Origin of the sequence: Micromonospora craniellae (assembly GCF_014764405.1) — a bacterium.
In the GTDB taxonomy this organism is placed as follows: Bacteria; Actinomycetota; Actinomycetes; order Mycobacteriales; family Micromonosporaceae; genus Micromonospora; species Micromonospora craniellae.
The window spans coordinates 2,720,793-2,743,829 of record NZ_CP061725.1 but is presented as its reverse complement, the minus strand read 5'-3'; the positions used below and the strand labels follow the sequence as shown (position 1 = coordinate 2,743,829).

The window sequence follows — 23,037 nt, the reverse complement described above, 5'->3', positions numbered from 1 at the left end:
GTTCTATGTCAGGAACATCGAGCAAACATCGGGGCACGGATGCTCGGACCCGTGGAACTTGTAAGTGCAAATTCAGTCGACCCCCTTGATCGACGACCACTGCTCATCCGGTTGCCGATCCTCCGGCGCGGCCGACTCAGGTGAACGGGAAGCAGGGATGACGACTCCAGCTGACCTCGACACGACGATCGCGAAATACGCATCGGTGGCCTTCGACGACTCGACCCCCCTGCTGGAGGCCGGACTCGAATCGCTGTCCCTGCTGCGGCTCGCCGTCGAGCTCGCCATCGACGACGACGCCGAGATCGACGCCACCCGCCTCGTGGACCTGCGCACGGTGGGTGACCTCAAGCAGTGGCTCCGCGAGCTGAGCGCCGTAGGCGCCGAGAGCGGAGGCGCACGGTGACCACGACAGCCGGGACGCAGCTCGCGGCGGAGACCGCCCCGGAGCGGCTGCCGATCACCGAATCGCAGAAGGGGCTGCTGGTCGTCAACGAACGCTCACCCGGGCGTGCCGTCTACAACCAGCTCGTCCGGTTCGACATCGACCCGTCGATCCCCGACGAGACGATCGAGCGAGCGCTCGCCACGGTGGTCGCCGTCCAGCCGGCGATGCGTCAGGTCTTCGGGATGCTGCCCGAGATGCACGCCCGGATCACCCCGCCGCCACGCGCGGAGGACTTCCCGCTCGAACGGGTCACGGCCCGTCGGCGCGACTTCGAGGAGGCGATCGGCGCGGCCCAGCGGCGCATCGGCCGACCGGAGTTCGACCTGGCCAACGGCCCCGCGTACCGGTTCGCCATCGTCCGTTGCCTCGACGAGCCCCGCGTGGCCGTCCTCATGTGCGACCATCACATCATCCTCGACGGCGTGTCGATGGGTCCCCTGGTCCGCGACCTTCAGGACGCGCTGTCCGGGCGCCTCGCCGGGGCGGAGGTCGAGCAGCGGCGCGCCGCCCGCGAGAGGGCCTTCGTCAAGGAGCTGGCGGCGCAGAACCGCACCGCCACGTCCGACCGGGTCGTCGAACGGTCCCGGGAGTGGGCGACCCGGCTGCGGGAGGTCCCGCCCCTGGTGCTGGTGCCCCTGCCCGGTCGCCCCGCGCAGACGGAGTTCACCGGAGACCGGGTGCGCTGGTACCTCAACCAGGCCGAGACGGCAGCGCTGTCGGAGACCTGCCGGCGGCTGGAGATCTCCCCGTTCGTCTTCCTTTCCGGCATCTACGGCACCGTGCTGGCCCGGCACGCCAACGTGTCCAGCGTCCTCGTCGGCAGCCCGTTCATGGCCCGCCGCACGATCGGCGCGTTCGACCTCGGTGGCTTCTTCGTCAACACGCTGCCGGTCACCGTCGACGTCGAGTGGGACCGCACCGTCGACGAGCATCTCGGCAAGGTGGTCCGGGAGTCCATCGACTTCTGCCGCGCGAACGTCGACGTCACCTTCAACCGCCTCGTCGCCGACGTACGGCCCGACCGGTCCAGCAACCGCAACCCGCTGTTCTCGGCAATGCTCGCCATGCAGGACACCTTCACGCCGGAGCCGGGCGGAGCGGTGCTGCGGGTCCTGGAGCCCGGTAACGGCACCGCCAAGTTCGACCTCTGGCTGGGCGCCACCCCGGTCGACGGCCGCTGGCTGCTCGAACTCGAGTACGACCGGCAGCTCATCGCGCCGGTGATTGCCGATGGGCTGCTCACCTCCCTGCGCTACGCCGTACGCGGGGCGGTCTCCGACGGCTCGCGCCGGCTCGGTGACCTCTTCGCCGACGCGTCCGTCGCCGCCAGCGTCCGCTCCGACGGTTGGACCAGCCCCTTGACCGGTGACACGCCGTGGGACTGGGTGTCAGCGGCGGCCCGGCGGCGGCCCGACGCCCCGGCGATCGAGGACCCGATCCGCCAGCTCGACTACCGCCAGTTGCTGGCCGAGGCCGAGCGGATCAGCGCCGGGCTCGCCGCGCACGGGGTCGGCCCCCGGGCCGTGGTGGGCCTGGCCGCGACGACCCTCTGCGACACGGTGACCGCCATCCTGGCAATCCTCCGCCGGGGCGCGGCGTACCTCCCGCTGGACCCGGGCCTGCCCGCCGAGCGGCTGGAGTACATGGTCCGGCGGGCCGGCTGTGAGTTCGTCGTCGGCGAGGCGCTGGTGCCCGACGTGCCGACGGTCGCGGTGGCGGACCTGGCCGCCACGGCGGAGCCGGTGCCCGACCCGCTGGCCGACCTCGCCGCCCCGATCTACGTCATGTACACGTCGGGCTCCACCGGGCAGCCCAAAGGCGTGCAGATGGGGCACCGCCCACTGGCCAACCTCACGAGCTGGCAGATCGCGGCCCTCGCCATGGACGCCGAGACCCGCTTTCTCCAGTACGCCCCGCTCGGCTTCGACGTCTCCTTCCAGGAGATCCTGCCGACCCTGGCCGCCGGCGGGACGGTGGTCTCCCGCGAGCCGGCCGACCGGCGGATGTTCACCGCCGTGCTCAACCGGATCGCCACAACCGAGGTGACGCACGTCTACCTACCGGTCGCGGCGCTGCGTCCCCTGGTGCAGACCGCCGCCGCCCGGGGCACCCGGCTGTCCGCGCTGCGCTACCTCTGCGTCTCCGGCGAGCAGCTCACCGTCGACGACGAGATCCGCGACTTCTTCCTCGCCCACCCGCACTGCACCCTGGTCAACCTGTACGGCCCCACCGAGACCCACGCGGTCACGTCGCACCGGCTGTCGTACCGGGACGCGGTGTGGCCGACCCACGTGCCGATCGGCCAGCCGTACCCGGGGGTGAACGCGTACGTGGTCGACGCCACCGGTCACCTCGCCCCGCCCGGCGTCGCCGGCGAGCTGCTACTCGGCGGGGACTGCCCCGCCGACGGCTACATCAACGACCCGGAGATCACGGCCGAGAGGTTCGTGCCCGACCGCTTCTCCGGCACTTCCGGCGGCACCATGTACCGCACCGGGGACCTCGTGGTGCGCGACGACCGGGGCGACCTGGTCTTCCTGGGCCGGATGGACACCCAGGTCAAGATCCGGGGATACCGGATCGAGCTGGGCGAGATCGAGACCGTCGCGAACCAGGTCGACGGCGTACGGCAGGCGGTCGCGGTGGTCCGTGGCGCCGGCGCCGACCGGGAGCTCGTGCTTTTCGTCCGACCCGACGCGGACCGCACCGTCGATTCGGAGCATGTCCGCCAGCGGCTCACCACGGCGCTGCCGGTCTACATGCGCCCACTGTGGATCTTTCCGGTCGACCGGGTTCCGACGACACCGACCGGCAAGACCGACCGCGACGCGCTGCTGCGGATCGCCGACGAGCTGCTGGTCGAGCAGCAGAGCGCCGACACCACCGAGGTCACGTACGCCGACGAGCTGGAGCGCGAGCTGGCCGGGCTGTGGGGCGAGGTGCTCGACGTCGAGGGCATCCGGCCGGACCGCCCCCTCATCGAGTACGGCGCCCACTCGCTGAACATCTTCACCACCCTCGCCGAGGTGCAGGAACGCTACGGGGTGGCCGTGCCCCTGGTCGACTTCTTCGCCGCGCCGACGGTGGCCACCCTGGCCGGGCTCGTCCGCGGGGCGCGGAACGGCGACGCGGCGGTGACGCCGTGACGACCAGGCTGCCCGGCCGGCTGGTCACCTTGCTGCGGCGGGGCGCCCGACCGGCATGCGTACTGCTGCCGGGTGCCGGCGGCGGGCTGCAGTCCTACCTGCGGCTCGCGGCGGCGATCGGCGAGACCCACAACGTCGTGGCCGTACGCGCGTCCGGCCTGCTACCTGACGAGGAGCCGGAACTCAGCATCGCCGAGATGGCCGACGCAGCGGCGCATGCGCTGGACGCGGCCGGCACGGTCCCGGCGGCCGTCTTCGGCTGGTCCCTCGGCGGCTCGGTCGCCTGGGAGCTGTGCGTCCGGCTGGCCGAGCGGGGGCATCTGCCCGACTTGGTGCTGGTGGACGCCTCGCCGCTGCCGCACCGCGCCACGGCCGAGGAGGACGCCCGCGTCCGCGAGACCATCGTCGGGATGCTCGGGCCGCGTCCCAACCCGGCGACCGTCGAGCGGGTCCGGCGGGTCTTCGACACGCAGGTCGCCGCCTTTGCGGACTATCGGGCCGACCGGTCGTATGCCGGCCGGGTGCTGATGCTGATGTGCACCGACGAGGAGTTCGCGTTCCGCGCCGCGGCCGAGGCCCGGTGGCGGGAACTGGCGCCGGAGCTGAGGGCCGGGCGGCTCGACGCGGGGCACTTCGACGTCTTCGACCCCGAGCGCCTGCCGCAGCTGGTCGACGAGGTGACGCCGTTCCTTGGCCGGGCCTCCGGGGCGATGCTGCGATGAGCCCGCTGGCGGTCGTCAGCGGCGGCACCCGGGGCATCGGGCTCGCCTTCAGCCGCCGGCTGGTGAAGCTGGGGCACCGGGTGGTCGCCCCGTACCAGGGTGACGCCGTCGCGGCGGCGTCGGCGGTGGAGGAACTCGGCGACGCGTTCCATCCGGTCCGGCTCGACGTCGCCGACGCCGAGGCGGTGGGCGCGGCCGTGGAGACGCTGCTCGCCGAGCACGGCCCGCCGACCGTACTGGTGAACAACGCGGGCATCAACGTCGACCGGCCGTTCCTGGAGATGTCGAACGAGGACTGGCGACGGGTGCTCGACACCAACCTCTCCGGAGTCTTCTACCTCACCCGGGCATTCGCACCGGCGATGCTGGCGGCCGAGCGCGACGGCGTGATCGTCAACGTGGGCGCCACCACCGGCATCCGCCCCCGCCGCAACGGCGCGAACTACTGCGCCAGCAAGGCCGGCCTGCTCCAGCTCACCAAGTGCCTCGCGCTTGAGCTGGCGCCCCGGATCAGGGTCAACTGCCTGATCCCGGGCATGACCGAGACCGATGAGCTGGTGACCCGGTTCCGGCTGGACGACCCGGCCGCCCGGGCGGAGGTGGTCGCGGAGATCCCGGGGGGCCGCATCGGCACCACCGAGGAGATCGCCGACGCCCTGGAGTTCCTCGTCGGGCCGGCGAGCAGATACCTGACCGGGCAGAAGCTGATCGTGGACGGTGGGCAGTTCATGTGGTGACCGATGTGGACGACATCCTGGACGGCGCGACGCGGGCCCGGGCCGAGCTGCCCCCGCCCGGTGACGGGCGCTACGACCAGTACTGCGATGCCCTCGCCGACCGGCTCTGCTCCAGCTGGCCCGACGTGCTGGCGGCCAACGCCACCGACGTGGCACGGGCCACCGAGGCGGGTCTCGGTCCCGAGCTGGTGGACCGCCTGGCGGTCGGCAAGCGCCACCTCGACGCGCTGGTCGACCTGATCGCACGCACCCGTGCCGCCCTGCCTGCGGTGATTGCCCCGGCTGCCGGGCACCGGGCCGGCAACGGCGCCACCGTACGCCGGCTACCCAAGCCGCTCGGCGTGGTTCTGATGATCTTCGAGGCACGGCCGACGGTGACGGTGGAGGGCGCCTTGCTGCCCGTGGCGGTCGGCAACGTGGCCGTCCTGCGCGGCGGGGCGGAGATCGCGGCCACCAACCGGGCCCTCGCCCTCGTCGTCGGCGGGGCGCTGGCGGACGCGGGGCTGCCCGCCGGCACGGTACGGGTCGTCACCGACCCCGACCGGCGGCTGGTGCGGGCCCTGCTGAAGCGGCACGACGCGGTCGACGTCCTGATCCCCCGGGGCAGCCCGTCCCTGATCGACTACTGCCTGACCAGCTCCACCATCCCCGTCGTCGCCAGCGGCGGCGGCGTCAACCACCTCTACGTCGACCGCAGCGCAGACCTGGAGCTGGCCGCCCGGATCGCCCTCGACAGCAAGCTGGGCGAGCCCACCGCCTGCAACACCCTCGAACTGGTGCTGGCCCACGCGGACGTGGCCGAGGAGCTGACCCGGGCCCTGCTGCGGGCCGGCGCCGGGCTGACCGTGCCGTGGCTGCTGCGGGTCGACCCCCGGCTGAGCGCCGTCGTGCCCGCCGGGGCACCGGTGGCCGAGCTGACCGCCGACGACGACGGCCGGGAGTTCCTGGAACGCGCGATCGGTATCCGGCCCGTCGCCGGCCTCGACGAGGCGGTGGCCCACATCCGCCGCTTCGGTTCCCGGCACACCGAGGGCGTGGTGGCCGCCGACCCGGCCGTCGTGGACGCGTTCCTGGCCGGGGTGGACTCCGCCGCGCTGGTGGTCAACGGCTCCCTGCGCCTTCACGACGGTCCGACGATGGGGCTGGGACCGGAGCTGTCCATCGCCACCGGCCGGCTGCACGTACGCGGCCCCGTCGACCTGTCCGCCCTGCTGACCTGGAGCTGGGTCGTCGACGCCGGAGGCCGGCTGCGCGGCGCCGGGACGGATGAGGCATGACCGACCGGGCCCGGATCAACGAGGCGGTGAAACGGCTGGTCATACGCGAGTCGCGGCTCGCGGTCGACCCCGCCACGGTCGACGACCTCGAACCGCTCAACGGCGACCTGCTGCGGGTCAACTCGCTGGGCTTCCTCGGCATGCTCATCCGGCTCGAGGACGAACTCGACGTGACGCTGCCGGACGACGTCTTCGCCGGGCGGGTCTTCACGACCGTCGCCGACCTGGTCGACGTCGTCGCGGACGTGGTGAAGGAGGAGTCGTGACCGAGACACCCCGGGCCTGGCGCAGCGTCCTGCCGCACCTCGGCTACGAGTTGCCCGCGGACGTGACGCCGACGGACACCGGCGGCCCGGTGACCGCCACCCTGCCGCTGGAGCTGATCCGGCAGAGCGTGTCGGCCCGCGAGTTCTGGCCGATCCCGGAGCCGGTGACCGAGCGCTACCGGACCTACCGGCCAGCGCCGCTGTGGCGGGCCCGCCGCTTCGAGGCCGAGATCGGGGCCACCGTCCCGGTCTACGTCAAGTACGAAGGCGGTAACATATCCGGCAGCCACAAGCTCAACACCGCGCTGGCGCAGGCCCACTACTACCACCGCGCGGGCTTCCGGGAGCTGGTCACCGGCACCGGCGCCGGGCAGTGGGGCAGCGCCCTCGCCGCCGCGTGCGCCGCGTTCGGCATGGCCTGCACAGTCTTCATGGTCGGCGGGAGCCTGCGCGACAAGCCGTACCGGGGCAGCCTGATGCGCCTCTACGGCGCGGAGTTGCACGCCAGCCCCAGCCCGCTGACCGAGGTGGGACGCGCCGCCGCCGAGCGGCCGGGGCAGGGAAACAGCCTGGCGCTGGCCATCGGAGAGGCCGTCGAGTACGCCCGGGCGGATCCCAAGCGGGCGTTCTGCATCGGCAGCGGCGAGACGTACAGCATCATCCACCAGTCGGTGATCGGCCTGGAGGCCATCGACCAGCTCGCCGCCCTCGACGCCACCGTGGATGCGGTGATCGGCTGCGTGGGCGCCGGCAGCAACTTCGGCGGGCTGGCCCTGCCGTTCTTCGCCGCCGACGCGGCCGGCGAGCGGGAGGTGCCCGCCGACCTGATCGCGGTCGAGTCCAGCGCCACCCCGAAGCTGACCCGAGGGGTGTACGCCTACGACCACACCGACTCCACCGGCACCGGCCCGATGGAGGCGATGTACACGATCGGCAGCGGGTACGCGATCCCCGCGTCGCACTCGGCGGGGCTGCGCTTCCACGGTGCGGCGAAGCTCATCTCCGCCATGCGGCACCGGGACCAGGTCTCGGCGCTGGCGGTGGGTCAGCGGGAGGCGTTGGCCGCCGGCCGGACGTTCGCCCTGACCGAGCTGGTGCTGCCCGCGCCGGAGTCGGGGCACGCGCTGGCCGCCGCCGCCCGGGTGGCGACCGGCCGCGAACCGGGGCACCCGGCGCGGCACGGGGTGCTGGTCTGCGTCAGCGGGCACGGCCTGCTCGACCTGGCCGCGTACGACAAGCTTCTCGCCGGTCTGCCCGAGGACCGGCCGGCCGACGCGGACGCGTTGCGGGCGGCGACGGCGTCGCTCCGCGCGGTCCACCCGACGTGAAGGGCGTGACATGGTCACTGTGCCTGCGGTGCCGACGCGCAGCCGGGAGTGGACCCCGGTGCTGACCGGTCTCCGCGCCGACCTGCTGGACTGCGTACAGGTGAACCTGGCCGCGCTGGCGGATCGGGCCTACCGGCCCGAGGCGCACCTGGCGCTCGGCGCCACCCTGCGGTTCGACACCGCAGAGGGTCCCGCCGGGACGCCGGCGGTGACCGCGTCGGTGGCGCAGCGGCTCGCCGAGGCCGCCGACCTGCTCGGTCTGCGGGTCACCCGGCGCTGGGACGACGTGCCCGGCGCACGGCTGCGCGAGCTGCTCGCGACGCGATCGCCGCTCTACGTGGTCGCTGACACGTTCACCATGAGCTGGCTGCCGTACGCCGGCAACCAGCACATGGAGCACAGCTTCCTGCTGGTCGACGCGAGCGAGCAGTGTGTGGTGGTCGACGGCTACCACAACTCCACTCAGTGGGGCGAAGCACGACCGGGAGTGTGGCGGATGTCGGCCGCCGACTTCGACGCGGCGGTGCCCCGGGCGACCGCGATGACCGTCGCCGCCGAGGGCGCCCCGGTGCTCGACCGGGCGGCGGTCCTGAGGAAGAACGCCGCGGCGCTGCGCGCCGGGGTCGACCGGATCAAGGACTACCTGGCGGCGGTCCGGCGGCGGGCGGGCGAGGCGGAGGCGGCAGCCCAGCTGGTGCTCGACGTGTGGCTGCTCGGCCGCTCCCGGGCACTGCACGCCGCCTGGCTGGCCGGCGACCCGGCCACCGCCGACGCGGCGCGCGAGGCCGCCGGTCAAGCCGACGCCTGGCTCGCCCTGGCCGGGCAGAGCTACGTGGCGATGCGCCGGGTCCGCCGGGGCGGCGTCTTCCCCGCCCCCGTCCTCGACCGGCTCGACGGCCTGCTGCACGACGACGTGGCGCTCGCCGGTCGGCTCGCCGACGCCGGGCCGGTGCCGCCGCCGCGGGGCGGGCCGGCCGCCGACCCGGGCCGCATCCGCGCGGTCCTGGCCGACGAGGTGCGCGCCGTCCTCGGGGTGGGCCCGGAGGTGCCGGTCGCGGGACGTCCACTGAAGACGCTGTCCGGCTTCAACTCGTTCCGGCTGGTCGAGGTGATCGAGCGGGCGGAGGCCCGGCTGGGGGTGGAGCTGGACCCGGACGACCTCACCGGGACGGCCCTGCACGACCTCGACTCGCTGGGCGCCGTGTTCGACCGCGCCCGCCCGGCGGCGCAGGGGGTGTCGGGCCGGTGACCGGACTGCTGCACGACCTGCTGGACCGTACCGCGACCGCCCGGCCGGAGGCGCCGGTGATCGCCCACGGCGGCCTGGTGCAAACCTACGGGGAGCTGGACGCGGTCAGCCGGCGGCTCGCCGGCTGGCTGGCCGGGCGGGGTGTCCGCCGGGGCGAACGGGTGGTCGTCTGCCTGCCCACCGGCCCACTGGTGCCGGCCCTGCTGTACGCCTGTTCCCGGGCGGGCGCCGTGTTCAGCGTCGTCAACGAGCAGTCCCCCGCGGTGGCCCTGGCGCATGTGCTGACCGACGCCGAGCCGGCGCTGCTCGTCACCGACAACCCCCGGGCGCTCGCCGTGGCCGCCGGGCACGGGGTGCCGACCGTCGGCACGGCGGAGCTGCGCGACGTCGTACGGGACGGCCCGGACGCCGAGCCGGCGGCGTCCCCGCTGGCCGTCGACCCGGTCTGCCTGATCTACACCTCCGGCAGCACCGGCATGCCGAAGGCGGTGGTGTCCACCCACGCGCAGGTGGTCTTCGCCGTCGGGGCCATCGCCTCCCAGCTCGCGTACCGGGCCGACGATGTCGTGTGGTGCGCGCTGCCGCTCTCCTTCGACTACGGCATGTACCAGATCTTCCTCAGCACCCTCGCCGGCGCCCGGCTGCACTTGGCCGCCACCGCCGACACCGGCCCGACGCTGCCCCGGCACCTGGTGAACAGCGCCGCGACGGTGCTGCCTGCCGTGCCCGCGCTCGCCCGGGGCCTGGCCCGGATGCTGTCCCGCCCGGGCGCGACCGTGCCCGCGCTGCGCCTGCTCACCAACACCGGTGCCGCGATGCCGCCCGAGGTCCTGCGCGACCTGCGCGCCCGGATCCCCACCCTGCGCGTACAGCTGATGTTCGGGCTCACCGAGTGCAAGCGGGCGACGATCATGCCGGTGGACGAGGACCTGCGCCGGCCGGGCGCCTCCGGGCGGGCCCTGCCCGACACCGAGATCCTGATCGTCGACGCGGACGGCGCGGTGGTGCCGCCCGGCACCGTCGGCGAGATCGTGGTCCGTGGCCCGCACGTGATGGCCGGCTACTGGCGTCGCCCGGAACTCACCGCGCAGCGCTTCCCCCGAGTCGAGGGGCTCTTCCCCCAGCTGCGCACGGGCGACCACGGCTGGCTCGACGCCGACGGCTACCTGTACTTCGTCGGCCGGCGCGACGACATCTACAAGGAACGCGGCATCCGCGTCAGCGTCACCGAGGTCGAGGCGGCGGCGTACCGGATACCGCAGGTGCAGGCCGCCGCCGTGCTGCCGCCCCGAGCCGAGGACGGCGGCGACTCGGCCACCCTGTTCGCGGTGACCGAGCTGACCGCGCCGGAGGTGCTCGCCGCGCTGCGTACCGAACTCGACGAGATCAAGACGCCCCGGACCTGCCTCGTCGTGCCGGAGATCCCGCTAACCCGCAACGGCAAGGTCGACCGGGCCGAGCTGTACCGGGTGTGGTCGGAGCACGCACGTGTCTGAGCTGGCGGAACTCTTCGAGCGACCGGACGCGCCGCAGACCCCGGCGTACCTCTACGACCTGGACGAGCTGGCCCGATCGTACGCGGCGCTGCGGGCAGCCCTACCCGGACCCGCCGAGCTGTTCTACTCGCTGAAGGCCAACCCGCACCCGACGGTGGTCGCCGACCTGTACGCCGCCGGGTGCCGGGCGGAGGTGTGCTCTCCCGGCGAGCTGCGCGTCGCGCTGGCGGCCGGCTGCGACCCGGCCGAGGTCCTCTACACCGGGCCGGGCAAGCGGGACGTCGACCTGGTCGGGGCCGTACGGGCCGGGGTCGGGCTGTTCTCGGTCGACTCACCGTACGGGCTGGACCAGCTCGACCGGGTGGCCCGCGAGCACGGCGTCGAGGTACGCGCGCTGGTGCGGATCAACGACGACACCCCGGCCCCAGGGCAGGGCCTCACCATGACCGGCGTCGCCTCACAATTCGGCGCGGACGTGCGCTGGGTGCTGGACCGGCCCGACCTGTTCGGGCCGCGCCGGAACGTAGCCACGGTCGGATTCCACCTCTACATGGGCAGCAACGTCGACGGCGAGGACGCCCTGGTCGCCCAGTTCACCCAATCCGTCGACACCGTACGGCGGCTGGCGGCGGCGGCCGGAACGCAGCCGGAACTGATCGACCTGGGCGGCGGCTTCGGGGCGCCCTTCGCGCGGGCCGGCGACCGGCCGGACCTGCCGAAGCTGGCGGACCGGCTGACGACTTTGCTGGCCGACGCCTTCCCGGGCTGGCCGGAGCGCGGGCCGGGGGTGGCCTTCGAGTCGGGCCGGTACCTGGTCGGCACCTGCGGGACGCTGGTCACCCGGGTCCTGGACGTGAAGCGGTCGCAGGGCGCCACGGTGGTGGTGTTGGAGTCGGGCATCCACCACCTCGGCGGGATGTCCGGCCTGCGCCGGCTGCCACCGATCGTGCCGGACCTGCTCACCGTGGACGCGGCGGCCGGCCCGCCGGTGCCCGGGACCATCGTCACCGGGCCGCTGTGCACGCCGCTGGACACGTGGGCCCGCGCCGCCGCCCTCCCGCCTCTGGTCCCGGGCCAGCTGGTCGCCGTGCAGAACGTGGGCGCGTACGGCCTCTACGCCAGCCTGGTGGCCTTCCTCGCGCATCCCATGCCGGTCGAGGTCACCCTCGCCGGGGGCCGGATCACCGGCGTCACCCGGCTCGAACTCACCCGGCACACCGTTATCGGCAGCGACAGGGGTTGATCTGACAATGGACGCCGCTTTTCCGGACCTGCTCAAGCCGTTCCTCAAGTACGCGGGAACGCAGCCCATCACCGCCGAGGCCTCGCTCAACGAGCTGGGCCTGGACTCGATGCGCGCGATCGAGCTGCTGTTCACCATCGAGGACACCTACGGGGTGTCGATGCCCGACGAACTGCTGACCGACAGCACCTTCGCCACCGCCGGCAGCCTCTGGAACACCATCGAGTCGCTGCGGGGGCGGGCGGCGTGAGCACCGCGACCGGCCATGAGAGCGCGCTGGAGGAGGTGCTGGCCGCCGCCGCCGCGCACGCGGAGCAGGCCGACGAGGCGGCGGAGTTCCCCACGGCGGCGCTGGACGCGATGCGGGCCACCGGCCTGCTCGGCCTGCTGGTGCCGGCGGAGCACGGCGGCGGGGGCGGCGGGCTCGACGACCTCGTCGACGTGACCCTGCGGCTGGCCCGGGTGGACATGTCCGTCGCACTGATCTTCGCGATGCACTGCCAGCAGGTCGTGGTGGTGGTCCGGCATGCCGAAGGCCCGTTCGCCGAGCGGCTCCTGCCGGAGCTCGGCAAGGGCGACGTCTACCTCGCCTCGGTGACCACCGAACACGGCAAGGGCGGGCACCTGCTCAGCTCGGAGTCGACGGTCCGGCAGGACGCCGGGACCCTCACGATCGACCGGGACGCCCCCATCGTGACCGGCGGCCAGCACGCCGACGCGTACCTCATCACCACGCTGGCGCCGGACGCCACCTCGCCCGCCCAGGTCTCCCTGGTGTACGCCCGCCGCGACCAGCTCACGCTGGAGGTGCGCGGCGGCTGGCAGCCGCTGGGCATGCGGGCCACCCAGAGCGTGCCGATGCGGCTGACCGGGCGGGTGCCGGCCGACCAGGTGATCGGCGCCTCCGGGAAGTTCCGCGAGATCGTCGCCCCCACCTTCGGCCCGTTGGCGCACATCGGCTGGTCGGCGGCGTGGCTCGGCGCGGCCACCGGCGCGCTGTCGCGGATCCTGCACCACATCCGCGACGCCGGCCGGGGTCAGTTCGATCCCTCCTCAGAGCTGCTGCTGACCCGGCTGGCCCGCATCCGGGGCCGGCTCGACCTGGTCAACGCCCTGCTGCGGCACACCGTCGCCGCCGTGCAGGGCAGCCCGGACGTGGCCGACCCGTCGACCCAGTTGCTGGTGAACTCCCTGAAGGTGCACGCCGCCGAGCAGTGCTTCGCCGCCGCCGACGAGATGGTGGAGCTGGTCGGCCTGCGGCACGGCTACCTCAGGTCGTCGCCGCTGTACCTGGAGCGGGTCTTCCGGGACCTCCGCTCCGCCTCGCTGAACTACGCCAACGACCGGCTGCTGCTGGTCAACGGGGCGCTGACCCTGCGGGACCGGCAGGTGCACCTTGCCTGAGCTGCGGATGGTACCGGCGGCGGCCCCCGCGGTGCCCGACCCGGCGACCTCCGGCCCGGAGGCGCCCGGCGCCGACGTGGCCGCGCGTACCGCAGCGGCGCTGCGCGGGCTGGCCTCCGCCGGCGACGCCCGGGCCGTCTGGCGGGCGCTCGGCGGGGGAGGCCTGCTGCGTGACCTCGCGCCGGCCGAGCTGCCGGGGCTGCTCGGCACCCTCGACGCGCACTGCCCGGTCGGGGTGGTGCTGTCGGTCTGCGTCCAGGTCGCCAGCGCGCTGCCCATCCTGCGCGAACAGGTCGACGCGGTGCCGGAGGACGGGCCGGTGCGGGCCGCGTACCGCGACGCGGTCGCCGGTCGCGCGACGCTCGCGCTGGCCGCGACGGACCGCGACAGCGCCGGCTCCGACCTGATGGAGCTGGGCACGACGGTACGCCTCGACGACCGGTCGCTGGTGCTCGACGGCGGGAAGCGGTGGATCACCAACGCCCACACCGCCGCGTACGCGCTCGTGCTGGCCCGGCACCGTCCGCAGCGGCACTTCACCAGCTTCGTGTGGGTGCTTGTGCCCACGGACGCACCCGGCGTGCGGGTGTCGGTCACCCGGGGCACCCCGCTGAGCGGCGCCGGCCTGGGCGACCTGCACTTCGACCAGGTACGCCTGGACCGGTCGTATCTGGTCGGCCGCCCCGGCCGGGGCATGGTCAGCTTCGCCCGGCACATCGCCACGGAACGCTTCGCCGGTGGCGTGTGGGCCGCCGCGATGTGCCGGCGCGTGCTCGCCGAGACCCACCGTCGGCTCGTCGAGCGTCCCCTCGGTGCCGGCCGGGCCTGGGACAACCCGGCGATCCGGGAGCGGTTCGCCCGGTGCGTGGTGGAGGCCTGGCGGATCGAGGCCGCCTGCGACATCCACCGGGAGAGCGGCGAGCCCCTGGTGACCAGCATGCTGCTGAAGGTCTCGGTGGCTCAGGGCCTGGACGTGGTGCTCGGCGAGTGCGCCGCCCTGCTCGGTGCGGAGGCGTACGCCGAGGGCGGGCTGGCGCAGCTGCGGGCCGCCGCCGGGATGTTCGCCACGGCCGGCGGCGCCACCGGGGCGATGCTCGCCGGGATCGCCGAGCACGCGCCCGAGTTGCTCCGGGACCGGCCGTGGTGACGGCACGGCAACGGGCGGCGCTGGCCTGCCGGGCGCGACCGCGGCGGGCCACGACGGGCCGCCACGGCGGCGTCGTCCGGCTGCGGTTGGGCGCCCGGGTGCGGGTGGCGGTGGCCGAGCAGCGGCTGCTCACCCACCTTCCACCGGCCCCGTCCGACCTGGCGACCGTCGGCGATCTACCCGCCGGCCCGCGCGCCGAGCGGCTGGCCGCGCGGGCGCTGCTGCGCCTGCTGCTCGCCGCTGAGCTGGGCCGGACGGCCGGGGCCACGCCGATCGCCGCCCACGACGGAGGCCAGCCCCACCTCCCCGAGTGGCCGGAGGTCAGCGTCAGCCTGTCCCACGACGCCGGGACGGTGGCCGCCGCGCTCGGGCGGGGCGTACCGGTCGGCGTCGACGTCCAGGTACCCGTGACCGTGCCGCCGGCCCTGCTGCGGCGCTGCTGCGACCCGGCGGTGCGGGCCGCCCTTAACCGGCTGCCCGAGGCGGCGCGGGACCGCGAGTTCGCCTGGATCTGGACGGTACAGGAGGCGTGCGTGAAGGCGACCGGAGCCGGCCTCGCCGGTCGGCCCTGGGCCATCGCGGTGCCGGCGGGACGGCGGACGGGCTGCTGGGCCGGCCTGCGGTGGGTGAGCCTGCGCGGGCACACGCGGGTCCCGGCGAGCGTGGCGCACGGGGTGGGTACGCGATGACCGCCCCGGACCCCCGGTTCGCCGGGCTGAGCTGCTACACCGCGAACCTGGCCGCCTACCAGGCCGGCGAGTTCGCCGACACCCCCGACCGTTTCGCCGACTCGGTACGCGTCGCGGTGCGCACGGACCTGCCGGAGCGGGAGCTTGCCTTCTCCCATCACCGGGTGCCGCTCGACCGGCTGCCGGACGGCACCCGGCTGGCGTGGGCTACCGCCCCGGCCGACGACGTCGTCGACCGCGTCGACGCGGAGCTGCGGCGCCACGGTCGGGTGCTGGTGGTCGCCGACAACGCGGCGCTGCCCTGGTCCCCCTCGGCCGACGGCACCGCGCACGCACCGCACTGGCTGCTGGTCGACGACCGGCGCGGCGACAACTGGCACGTGGTCGACGCTTTCAGCGGGCTGCTGCCCGCCGGTGAGCAGGAGCCGTACGCCGGCTGGCTCGGCACCGCCGGCCTGCTCGCCGCGATGGCCCCGCCGCCGTCGTGGTGCCCGGAACAGGACCGACGCAACGCGCTGGCCTTCGGCTTCTGGCGGCCCCCGCCGGCCGGCGCGCAGCCGCAGTGGCTGGTCCGTACGGATGCCGCCGGGAATGAGCCGGAGCTGCCCGGCGACTGGCTGCTCGACGAGGACGCCGCTCTGGAGTTCCTCCGCGACCACGTCGTCGCGCACCCGGAGGCCGCCGGGCCACACCTGGACGACCTCTGGGCCGTCGCCCAGCACCGGACGTTCCGGTACCGCCACCTCGGCGACGACGAGGCGGCGCGGGGCTGGGCGGACCTGCCCAGGGCGCTGCGCTTCGCGGTGGAGTCGGCCCGCCGAGGGCGCCCCCGGTCCGCGCTGGTGCGGACCACCTTCGACCACCTGCGGCGGCTGGAACGAGACCGGCCAGCCGCCCCAGCGCCGGCGGCGGAACGCCCGCACCGGCAGACCCTGTGAAGGATGTGCGATGCAGACCCGTACCCTCTACGACTGGTTCCGTACGTCGGCCCGGCAACACCCGGACAACGTGGCGATCGAGGTCGCCTCGGACGCACTGACCTATGCCGAGTTGCGGGCCGCGGCCGGGCGGTTGTCGGCTGCCATGCAGGGGGTGCCGGGGCGGCCACCGCGCCGGGTCGGACTGCTCACCTCCCGCAGCCTCGTCGGCTACATCGCCTACCTGGCCGCCCTGCGGCTGGGCGCGACGGTGGTTCCGCTCAACCCCGCCAACCCGGCGGCCCGCAACCTCGCCATCACCGACGAGGCGGACCTCGACCTCGTCATGGTCGACGACACCTCCGGCGACGGGCTGGCCGAGTTCCGCTCGCAGACCACCGTCCGGGTCCTCGACCTGACCGGTGAGGGCTGGCGCCGGTACCTCGCCCCGGGCGACACGTCGGAGATCCCGCCGGCCGTGGAGCGGGGCCGCGACGACTTCGCGTACATCATCTTCACCAGCGGGACGACCGGGAAGCCCAAGGGCGTGCCGGCGACCCACGCCAACGTCGACTCGTTCCTCACCGAAGTGATCAAGCGGTACCGGTTCCGGCCCGAGTCGCGGGTCTCGCAGACCTTCGAGATGTGCTTCGACGGCTCGATCCTGGCGATGTTCGGCGCGTGGGGCACTGGGGCCACCCTGTGCGTTGCCCAGCGCGGGGACGTGCTGACGCCGGTGCGCTTCATCAACACCAAGCGGCTCACGCACTGGCTGTCGGTGCCGTCGCTGATCTCGTTCGCCAAGCGGCTGCGGGCCCTGGCACCGGAGAGCATGCCGACCCTGCGGTTGAGTTCCTTCGGCGGGGAGCCGCTCACCATCGAGCAGGTCAACGACTGGACGGCCGCCGCGCCGAACACCGCCGTGATCAATTGCTACGGCCCGACCGAGACCACGGTCATCGTCACCGCGTACGAGGTGCCCGCCGACCCGGCCGCGCGGATCGAGTCGTCGAACCGCTCGGTGCCGATCGGGGACATCTACCCGCACCTCGACTACGTGCTGCTCGACGAGGACCTGCGCCCGTGCGACGACGGCGAGCTGTGTGTCCGCGGCGAGCAGCGCTTCCCCGGCTACCTGGACCCGGCCGAGAACGCGGGCCGCTTCGTCTCCTTCGACGGCGAGCGGGCCCGCCTCTACGACGGCACCGAGCCGTTGACCGCCGCACACTGGTACCGCACAGGCGACCGGGTCCGCCGCGAGTTCGGCGAACTCGTGCACCAGGGCCGCATCGACCACCAGGTGAAGGTACGCGGCAACCGCGTCGAGCTGGCCGAGATTGAGGCCGCGCTGCGTGCCCACGTCGACGTGGTGGAGGCGGTGGTGCTCACCGTCGCCGGCGACGACGGGGAGCTGGACCTGCACGCCGTCTACACGGGCGCGTCGCTTGCTGACGATGACCTCACCCGATTGGTGGGGCACCTTCCGCCGTACATGCGGCCACGGGCGTTCCACCACCGGGCGGAGATCCCGCTGACCGAGGTGGACAAGGTCGACCGCAAGCGGTTGGCCTCCGAGCTGCTCGCCACCCGTGGCTGAGCAGGACGCCGGGGCCGTCCTCGGACCGGTTCCGGCCACCGCGATGCAGGAGGCCCTGTGGTGGGTGCACCAGCGGGCCCGCGACCGGTCCGTCTACCACCTCACCTGGCGGCTCGGGGTGGACGAGCCGCTCGACGAGGCGGCGTTGGCCGCCGCCTGGCAGGCGATGGTCGACCGGCACGAGGCGCTGCGGACCTCGGTGGTGCGGGAGGCGGACGCCGTCACGCTGGTGGTGGCGTCCCGCGTCGTCGTCGGCCTGCACCGGCTGGAGGTGGACGACCCGGGCGACGCCGACCCGGGCACGCTGCTGCGGCTCGTCGCCGAGGAGGTGCACGCCGCGCCGGTGGACCCGGAGGCGGCGCCGCTGGCCCGGATCACCCTGGTCCGGGTCGACGATCGGCACGAGGTGCTGCTGACAGTGCACCACATAGTGCTCGACGGTTGGGCGGTCCAGCTGCTCGTCAGCGAGCTGTCCGAGGCGTACGCGGCCGTGCGGGAGGGGCGTGTCGTGAGCTTCCCGGCCGACCCGGTGCCGTTCAGCACGTACGCCCGGGAGCAGGCCGCGGCCCGCGCGGACGGCCGGTGGGACAAGAGCCTGGCGTACTGGTGCGACGCGCTCGCCGGCGCCGCCTCCGCCGTCCTGGAACCCGACCAGCCGGGCGTGGTGGCCAGCGGCGCACCCGGCGCGATCCTGCGCTACGGCTTCAGCGCCGAGGCGGGCGCCGGAATCGCGGCGCTGGCCAGGGTCACCTTCGCCACCCCATTCGCGATCGTCCTCGCTGCGGCCCAACTCGTGCTCGCCCGGGCCGGAGCCGGGCCGGACGTGGCGGTGGGCGTGGTAACCGCGAACCGGATGACCGCCCGCGACCAGGCGCTGCTCGGCTACACCGCGAACCTCTGCGTGGCCCGGGCCAGGGTCGCCGAGGCGGACACCGTCGCCGCGGTGGTGGGTGCGGCCCGCGACGGCATGTGGCAGATGCTGACCCATCAGGCGGTGCCGTACCCGGTGGTGTTCGGGGCGCTGCCCCAGCAGACGCGGGCGGCCCTTGGCGACCCCGCGCCGCTGCTCCTGAGCTACCTCGGCCCGATCGGTACTGACCTGCGGATCGGCCCGGTCCCGGCGACGCTGCTGTCCAGCCCCAACCGGGCCGCCCGAGCCGACGTGGCGATGTCGGTCTGGGAGGCCGACGGCGGCTACCTCGCCGAGATCGAGTACCACACCGGACGCTACCGGGAGAGCAGCGTGCTGGCGCTGCTGCACGACCTGGACGCGGTGCTGGCCGAGGGCGGCGCCGAGCCGCAGCGTACGGTCGGCTCGTTCGACGTCGCCACCCGCGCCCGCGCCGGCCGCGAGGCCCCGGCCACCGATGACCGCGACCCGGCGGTCGGTCCGCTGCCCGAGTCGGCGGAGTGGCGCCACGTCGCCGCCGCCTGGACCGACGTGCTCGGCGCTCCGCCGGCCGGGCCGGACGTCGACTTCTTCGCCGCTGGCGGCAACTCGCTGAGCGCCCTGCGCCTCGTGGACGCGCTGGCCGCCGACGGGAGGCCGACGGTGGACGTCGTGCGATGGTTGGGCGAGCCGACCCCGCAACGGCTGGTCGACCTGCTGGGCGGTGAGTCCGAGCCGGTCTCGGCGGAGTCGACGCTGGTGCGGCTGCGGGACGGCTCGGGCCCGCACCTGCACCTGGTACACGGCGCCGGGGGCAGCCCGCAGGACTACCAGGACCTGTTGGCGGAGCTGCCGGAGCACTGGCTTGTGACGGCCTCCCGCGACAGCGCGCAACTGCCGACGGTGCCGGAGCTGGCCCGCCGCTACCGGGCCGACCTGGACGCCGCCAGCCTGGTCCCGGACCTTCTCGGCGGGTGGTCGTTCGGTGGTCAGGTCGCCTACCAGATGGCCGCCGACCAGGTCGGGCGGCGTTCGGCGCTGGTGCTGCTGGATTCCGCCCCGCCGGTCGGGTATGAGCTGCCGGCCGACGGCGTCCGGCAACGCTTCGAGACCTTCACGGAGAACGCCTACCGGGCTCTCGGCCTGGAGCCGGACACCCCGAGGCCCCGGGTTACGGTCGCCGCGGAGCCGGCCGGCTTCGACGAGCGGCTGGCGATCGGAGCACTCGCGGCCTGCCTGGCGGCCGTCGGGCAGCCCGTGCCGACGGCGTTGCTGGCGCACCGATGGCACAGCTACGAGCGTCACCTGCGGGCCAGTGCCGGGTACGTCCACGACGACCCGGTCGACACCCCCGCGCTGGTGATCAGCGCGGATTTGCTCGACGCGCAGCTCGACCAGTGGACAGCCCGCGTCGGGACAGCACAGTCCCACCGGATTCACACTGACCACTTCGGAGTGCTGCACTCCGCCGCCGTGGCGCAGGTAGCAGCGACCGTCATCGATTTCGCACGCGTCGTGGCGACGCGAGGTTAAGAAGGAGGATCCGTGTTCGACTCGAAGGTTTTGTACCAGGAGCTGCGGGAGCACGTGGAGCGCGAGGTAGCGCCGGACGACATCGCCACGGCCCGCCGCGACTTCTCCTACCTGGGGCACACGAAGGTCTCCTTCATCGCCCCCGACAGCGTCAAGAAGGCGGTCGCCGACGAGGTGAATGAGCTGATCGACAAGGCGGGCACGCGACGTGACCTGCGGTTCGCCGAGACCGACTACACGCCGCGCCGGATGCGCAACGTGACACGGGCCGAGATCGCCGACCTGGGCACCGTGATCAGCGGGATCTACACGGCGGAGCCGATCCTGCGGATGCTGTCGGAGGTGGCCGGCGAGCCGGTGCACCCGTGCCCGTACGAGCCGGAGCAGTTCGTCATCACCTGCCTGGAGAAGGACGGCGACACCCACGGCTGGCACTGGGACGACTTCACCTTCGCCCTGGTCTGGGTGATCGAGTGCCCGCCGGTGGAGCATGGCGGTTTCGTCCAGTGCGTGCCCGGCACCACCTGGAACAAGCAGCGCCCGGAGGTCAACCGTGCGTTCATCAGCCGCCCGATCTACTCGATGGAGCTGTTCCCCGGTGACCTTTACCTGATGCGGACCAACACCACGCTGCACCGGGTCGCCCCGGTCCGCAAGGGTCGTCGCAAGATCATCAACATGGGGTACGCCTCCACGTCCGACCTGACCCGCGACTTCACCCACGAGACCATGGACCAGCTGTGGGCCACCGCGCCCGCCGGAGAGGTGTGACCGCCATGTCGGCTCGGAACAACATCGCCCCCCAGCACATCGTGCTCGCCTTCTCCGGCGGGCTCGACACCTCGGTGGCCCTGGTGTGGCTCAAGGAGCGCTACCGGTGCCGGCTGACCGCGTTCATCGCCGACCTGGGCCAAGGCGAGGAGCTGGACACCGCCGCCCGCAAGGCCGAGAAGCTCGGCGCGGACGAGGTGCGGGTGGTCGACCTACGCGAGCAGTTCGCCCGGGACTACGCCTTCCCGATGTACCGGGCCAACGCCCTCTACGAGGGGCAGTACCTGATGGGCTCCTCCATCGGCCGGCCGCTGATCGCCGCGGCACAGGTGCGGGTGGCCGAGGAGGTCGGGGCCGACGCCGTTGCGCACGGGGCCACCGGCAAGGGCAACGACCAGGTCCGCTTCGAGATGACCTTCGCCGCGCTGCGCCCCGACCTCACAGTGATTAGCCCGTGGCGGGAGTGGGACCTGTCCTCCCGCAGCGACCTGCTCGCCTACGCCGAACGGCACGGCATCGAGCTGGACCTGAGCAGTGGTGAGCGGCCGTACTCCATCGACAGCAACCTGCTGCACACCTCGTACGAGGGCGAGGCGCTGGAGGACCCGACGCAGCCCGCGCCGGAGGGCCTGCTGTTCCGGGTGCGCGACATCGCCGACACCCCGGACGAGCCCGAGACCGTCGAGATCCACTTCCAGGGCGGCAACCCGGTCGGCGTCAACGGCACGCCCCTGTCAGCGAGCGCCGTGCTGGAGGCGCTCGACGAGATCGGCCGCCGGCACGGGATCGGCCGCCTGGACATCGTGGAGAACCGGATCTTCGGCATGAAGACCCGCAACATCTACGAGGCGCCCTCGGGCAGCCTGCTCTGGCACGCTCACCGGGCGGTGGAGTCGCTGGTGCTCGACCCGGAGGTGGCGCAGCTCAAGGAGGAGCTGATGCCGAAGTACACCGCCCTGGTCTACCGGGGCCTGTGGTTCGCCCCCGAACGGCTGATGTTGCAGACAGCCATCGACTTCAGCCAGCAGAACGTCACCGGCGACGCGATCCTGCGAGTGCACCGGGGCACCGTCCAGGTGATCGGCCGCCGCTCCCCGCACAGCCGCTACGACACCGCGTTCGCCACCTTCGAGGCGGACAACGTGTTCGACCAGCGCGACTCCTCCGGCTGGCTGCGGGTCAACACCGTCCGCTTCCGGGCAGGGCGGGCCACCGGGACGGCGAAGCCATGAGGATCGTCTTCTTCGGCTACGGCAAGCTGGGTGCCACCGTGCTGCGGGGCATCGCCCCGCACCACGAGGTGCTGCTCGTGCTGACCCACCGGGCCGAGTTCAGCGGCCTCGGCGAGCCGGACGTGGAGCTGGCCGCTGCCGATCTGGGACTGCGGGTGCGCTACTCGACCAACGCCCGCGAGTCCGACCTGCACGAGCAGCTGCGCGAACTCGCGCCGGAGGTCATCGTCTCCACCAACTGGCGGACCCGGGTGCCGGCGGAGGTGCTGCGGATCCCCGAACGTGGCGCGGTCAACACGCACGACGCGCTGCTGCCCGCGTACGCGGGGTTCGGCGCGGTCAACTGGGCGATCCGCAACGGCGAGGAGGAGACCGGCCTCACCGTTCACTACATGGCAGAGGAGCTGGACACCGGGCCAGTGATCACCCAGACCCGCGTGAAGATCGGCCCATACGACACCGCCGGGCAGATCCTCGACCGGCTCCTCGCGGAGTACGTGCCGGTCACGCTGGAAGCGTTGGACCGGGTCGCCGAGGGGCGCCGGGGCGAGCCGCAGCCACCCGAGGGAGCGTCGTTCTACCACCGGATCGGGATCGAGGACACCCGGATCGACTGGCGGGACAGCGCCACCGCGATCTGCAACCTGGTACGAGGCCAGTCGGACCCGTTCGTCAACGCGTGGACAACGCACCGCGGGCTCCAGCTCTGGGTCAAGGCCGCCACCCGGCCGACCCGGGCCTACGGCGGCACTCCCGGCCGGATCGTCAAGGCCCACTACGGCGGCGTGGTCGTCGCCAGCGGCGGCCCAGGCGACGGCGACGACCGCGGGGTGGTGCTGCTCCAGGTCCGCACCGAGACCGGCCCACCAGTGCGCGCCCTCGACTACTTCACCACATTCGGCGAGTACCTTCACTGAGACGGTGACCGGGGTCGCCGGTCATCACG

20 protein-coding genes are annotated in these 23,037 nt (G+C 73.4%); all 20 read left to right on the top strand.

Annotated elements, in window-relative coordinates; all coding sequences use genetic code 11:
* The first annotated feature begins 157 nt into the window (after positions 1-157).
* Genes ID554_RS12190 through ID554_RS12095 form a run of 20 tightly spaced genes read left to right on the top strand, consistent with a single transcriptional unit; the run spans position 158 to position 23,008 of the window.
* Entirely contained in the window at positions 158-406 is a 249-nt protein-coding gene (locus ID554_RS12190) for a phosphopantetheine-binding protein (protein WP_191088816.1), read from the top strand.
* Entirely contained in the window at positions 403-3,594 is a 3,192-nt protein-coding gene (locus tag ID554_RS12185) for a non-ribosomal peptide synthetase (protein WP_191088815.1), read from the top strand. The genes ID554_RS12190 and ID554_RS12185 overlap by 4 nt, the downstream gene beginning before the upstream one ends.
* On the top strand, positions 3,591-4,316 hold the full coding sequence (locus ID554_RS12180; protein ID WP_191088814.1) for an alpha/beta fold hydrolase: 726 nt from the start codon (positions 3,591-3,593) through the stop codon (positions 4,314-4,316). Before ID554_RS12185 ends, ID554_RS12180 begins: the two co-directional genes overlap by 4 nt.
* On the top strand, positions 4,313-5,053 hold the full coding sequence (locus tag ID554_RS12175; RefSeq protein WP_191088813.1) for an SDR family NAD(P)-dependent oxidoreductase: 741 nt from the start codon (positions 4,313-4,315) through the stop codon (positions 5,051-5,053). The genes ID554_RS12180 and ID554_RS12175 overlap by 4 nt, the downstream gene beginning before the upstream one ends.
* Entirely contained in the window at positions 5,050-6,330 is a 1,281-nt protein-coding gene (locus tag ID554_RS12170; RefSeq protein WP_223884557.1) for a glutamate-5-semialdehyde dehydrogenase, read from the top strand. Before ID554_RS12175 ends, ID554_RS12170 begins: the two co-directional genes overlap by 4 nt.
* The gene (locus ID554_RS12165) at positions 6,327-6,596 is read left to right on the top strand and encodes a phosphopantetheine-binding protein (protein ID WP_191088811.1); all 270 of its coding nucleotides are present in this window, start codon (positions 6,327-6,329) and stop codon (positions 6,594-6,596) included. Before ID554_RS12170 ends, ID554_RS12165 begins: the two co-directional genes overlap by 4 nt.
* The gene (locus ID554_RS12160) at positions 6,593-7,924 is read left to right on the top strand and encodes a TrpB-like pyridoxal phosphate-dependent enzyme (RefSeq protein ID WP_191088810.1); all 1,332 of its coding nucleotides are present in this window, start codon (positions 6,593-6,595) and stop codon (positions 7,922-7,924) included. The genes ID554_RS12165 and ID554_RS12160 overlap by 4 nt, the downstream gene beginning before the upstream one ends.
* Before the next feature lie 10 nt (positions 7,925-7,934).
* A complete protein-coding gene (locus ID554_RS12155) occupies positions 7,935-9,173 on the top strand; it encodes an acyl carrier protein (protein ID WP_191088809.1) in 1,239 nt (412 codons plus the stop codon).
* Entirely contained in the window at positions 9,170-10,669 is a 1,500-nt protein-coding gene (locus tag ID554_RS12150; protein ID WP_191088808.1) for a class I adenylate-forming enzyme family protein, read from the top strand. The genes ID554_RS12155 and ID554_RS12150 overlap by 4 nt, the downstream gene beginning before the upstream one ends.
* Positions 10,662-11,912, top strand: a complete 1,251-nt coding sequence (locus ID554_RS12145; protein WP_191088807.1) for a type III PLP-dependent enzyme — start codon at positions 10,662-10,664, stop codon at positions 11,910-11,912. The genes ID554_RS12150 and ID554_RS12145 overlap by 8 nt, the downstream gene beginning before the upstream one ends.
* A gap of 7 nt (positions 11,913-11,919) precedes the next feature.
* Positions 11,920-12,162, top strand: coding sequence for a phosphopantetheine-binding protein (locus ID554_RS12140; protein ID WP_089002193.1), 243 nt, complete (start codon positions 11,920-11,922; stop codon positions 12,160-12,162).
* Positions 12,159-13,316, top strand: coding sequence for an acyl-CoA dehydrogenase family protein (locus ID554_RS12135; protein ID WP_191088806.1), 1,158 nt, complete (start codon positions 12,159-12,161; stop codon positions 13,314-13,316). Before ID554_RS12140 ends, ID554_RS12135 begins: the two co-directional genes overlap by 4 nt.
* Positions 13,309-14,463, top strand: a complete 1,155-nt coding sequence (locus tag ID554_RS12130; RefSeq protein WP_223884556.1) for an acyl-CoA dehydrogenase family protein — start codon at positions 13,309-13,311, stop codon at positions 14,461-14,463. The genes ID554_RS12135 and ID554_RS12130 overlap by 8 nt, the downstream gene beginning before the upstream one ends.
* Positions 14,460-15,152 carry a 4'-phosphopantetheinyl transferase family protein gene (locus tag ID554_RS12125; RefSeq protein WP_223884555.1) on the top strand — a complete coding sequence of 231 codons (693 nt, stop codon included), beginning with the start codon at positions 14,460-14,462 and terminating at the stop codon, positions 15,150-15,152. The genes ID554_RS12130 and ID554_RS12125 overlap by 4 nt, the downstream gene beginning before the upstream one ends.
* Positions 15,149-16,090 (top strand): hypothetical protein, encoded by a 942-nt coding sequence (locus ID554_RS12120; RefSeq protein ID WP_191088804.1) that lies wholly within the window; start codon positions 15,149-15,151, stop codon positions 16,088-16,090. The genes ID554_RS12125 and ID554_RS12120 overlap by 4 nt, the downstream gene beginning before the upstream one ends.
* Before the next feature lie 10 nt (positions 16,091-16,100).
* Positions 16,101-17,666, top strand: coding sequence for an amino acid adenylation domain-containing protein (locus ID554_RS12115; protein WP_191088803.1), 1,566 nt, complete (start codon positions 16,101-16,103; stop codon positions 17,664-17,666).
* On the top strand, positions 17,659-20,088 hold the full coding sequence (locus ID554_RS12110) for a condensation domain-containing protein (protein ID WP_223884554.1): 2,430 nt from the start codon (positions 17,659-17,661) through the stop codon (positions 20,086-20,088). Before ID554_RS12115 ends, ID554_RS12110 begins: the two co-directional genes overlap by 8 nt.
* Before the next feature lie 12 nt (positions 20,089-20,100).
* Entirely contained in the window at positions 20,101-20,859 is a 759-nt protein-coding gene (locus tag ID554_RS12105) for a 2OG-Fe(II) oxygenase (protein WP_191088802.1), read from the top strand.
* A 5-nt stretch (positions 20,860-20,864) separates the two neighbouring features.
* On the top strand, positions 20,865-22,091 hold the full coding sequence (locus tag ID554_RS12100) for an argininosuccinate synthase (protein WP_191088801.1): 1,227 nt from the start codon (positions 20,865-20,867) through the stop codon (positions 22,089-22,091).
* Entirely contained in the window at positions 22,088-23,008 is a 921-nt protein-coding gene (locus ID554_RS12095) for a methionyl-tRNA formyltransferase (RefSeq protein ID WP_191088800.1), read from the top strand. The genes ID554_RS12100 and ID554_RS12095 overlap by 4 nt, the downstream gene beginning before the upstream one ends.
* The last annotated feature ends 29 nt before the right edge of the window (positions 23,009-23,037 follow it).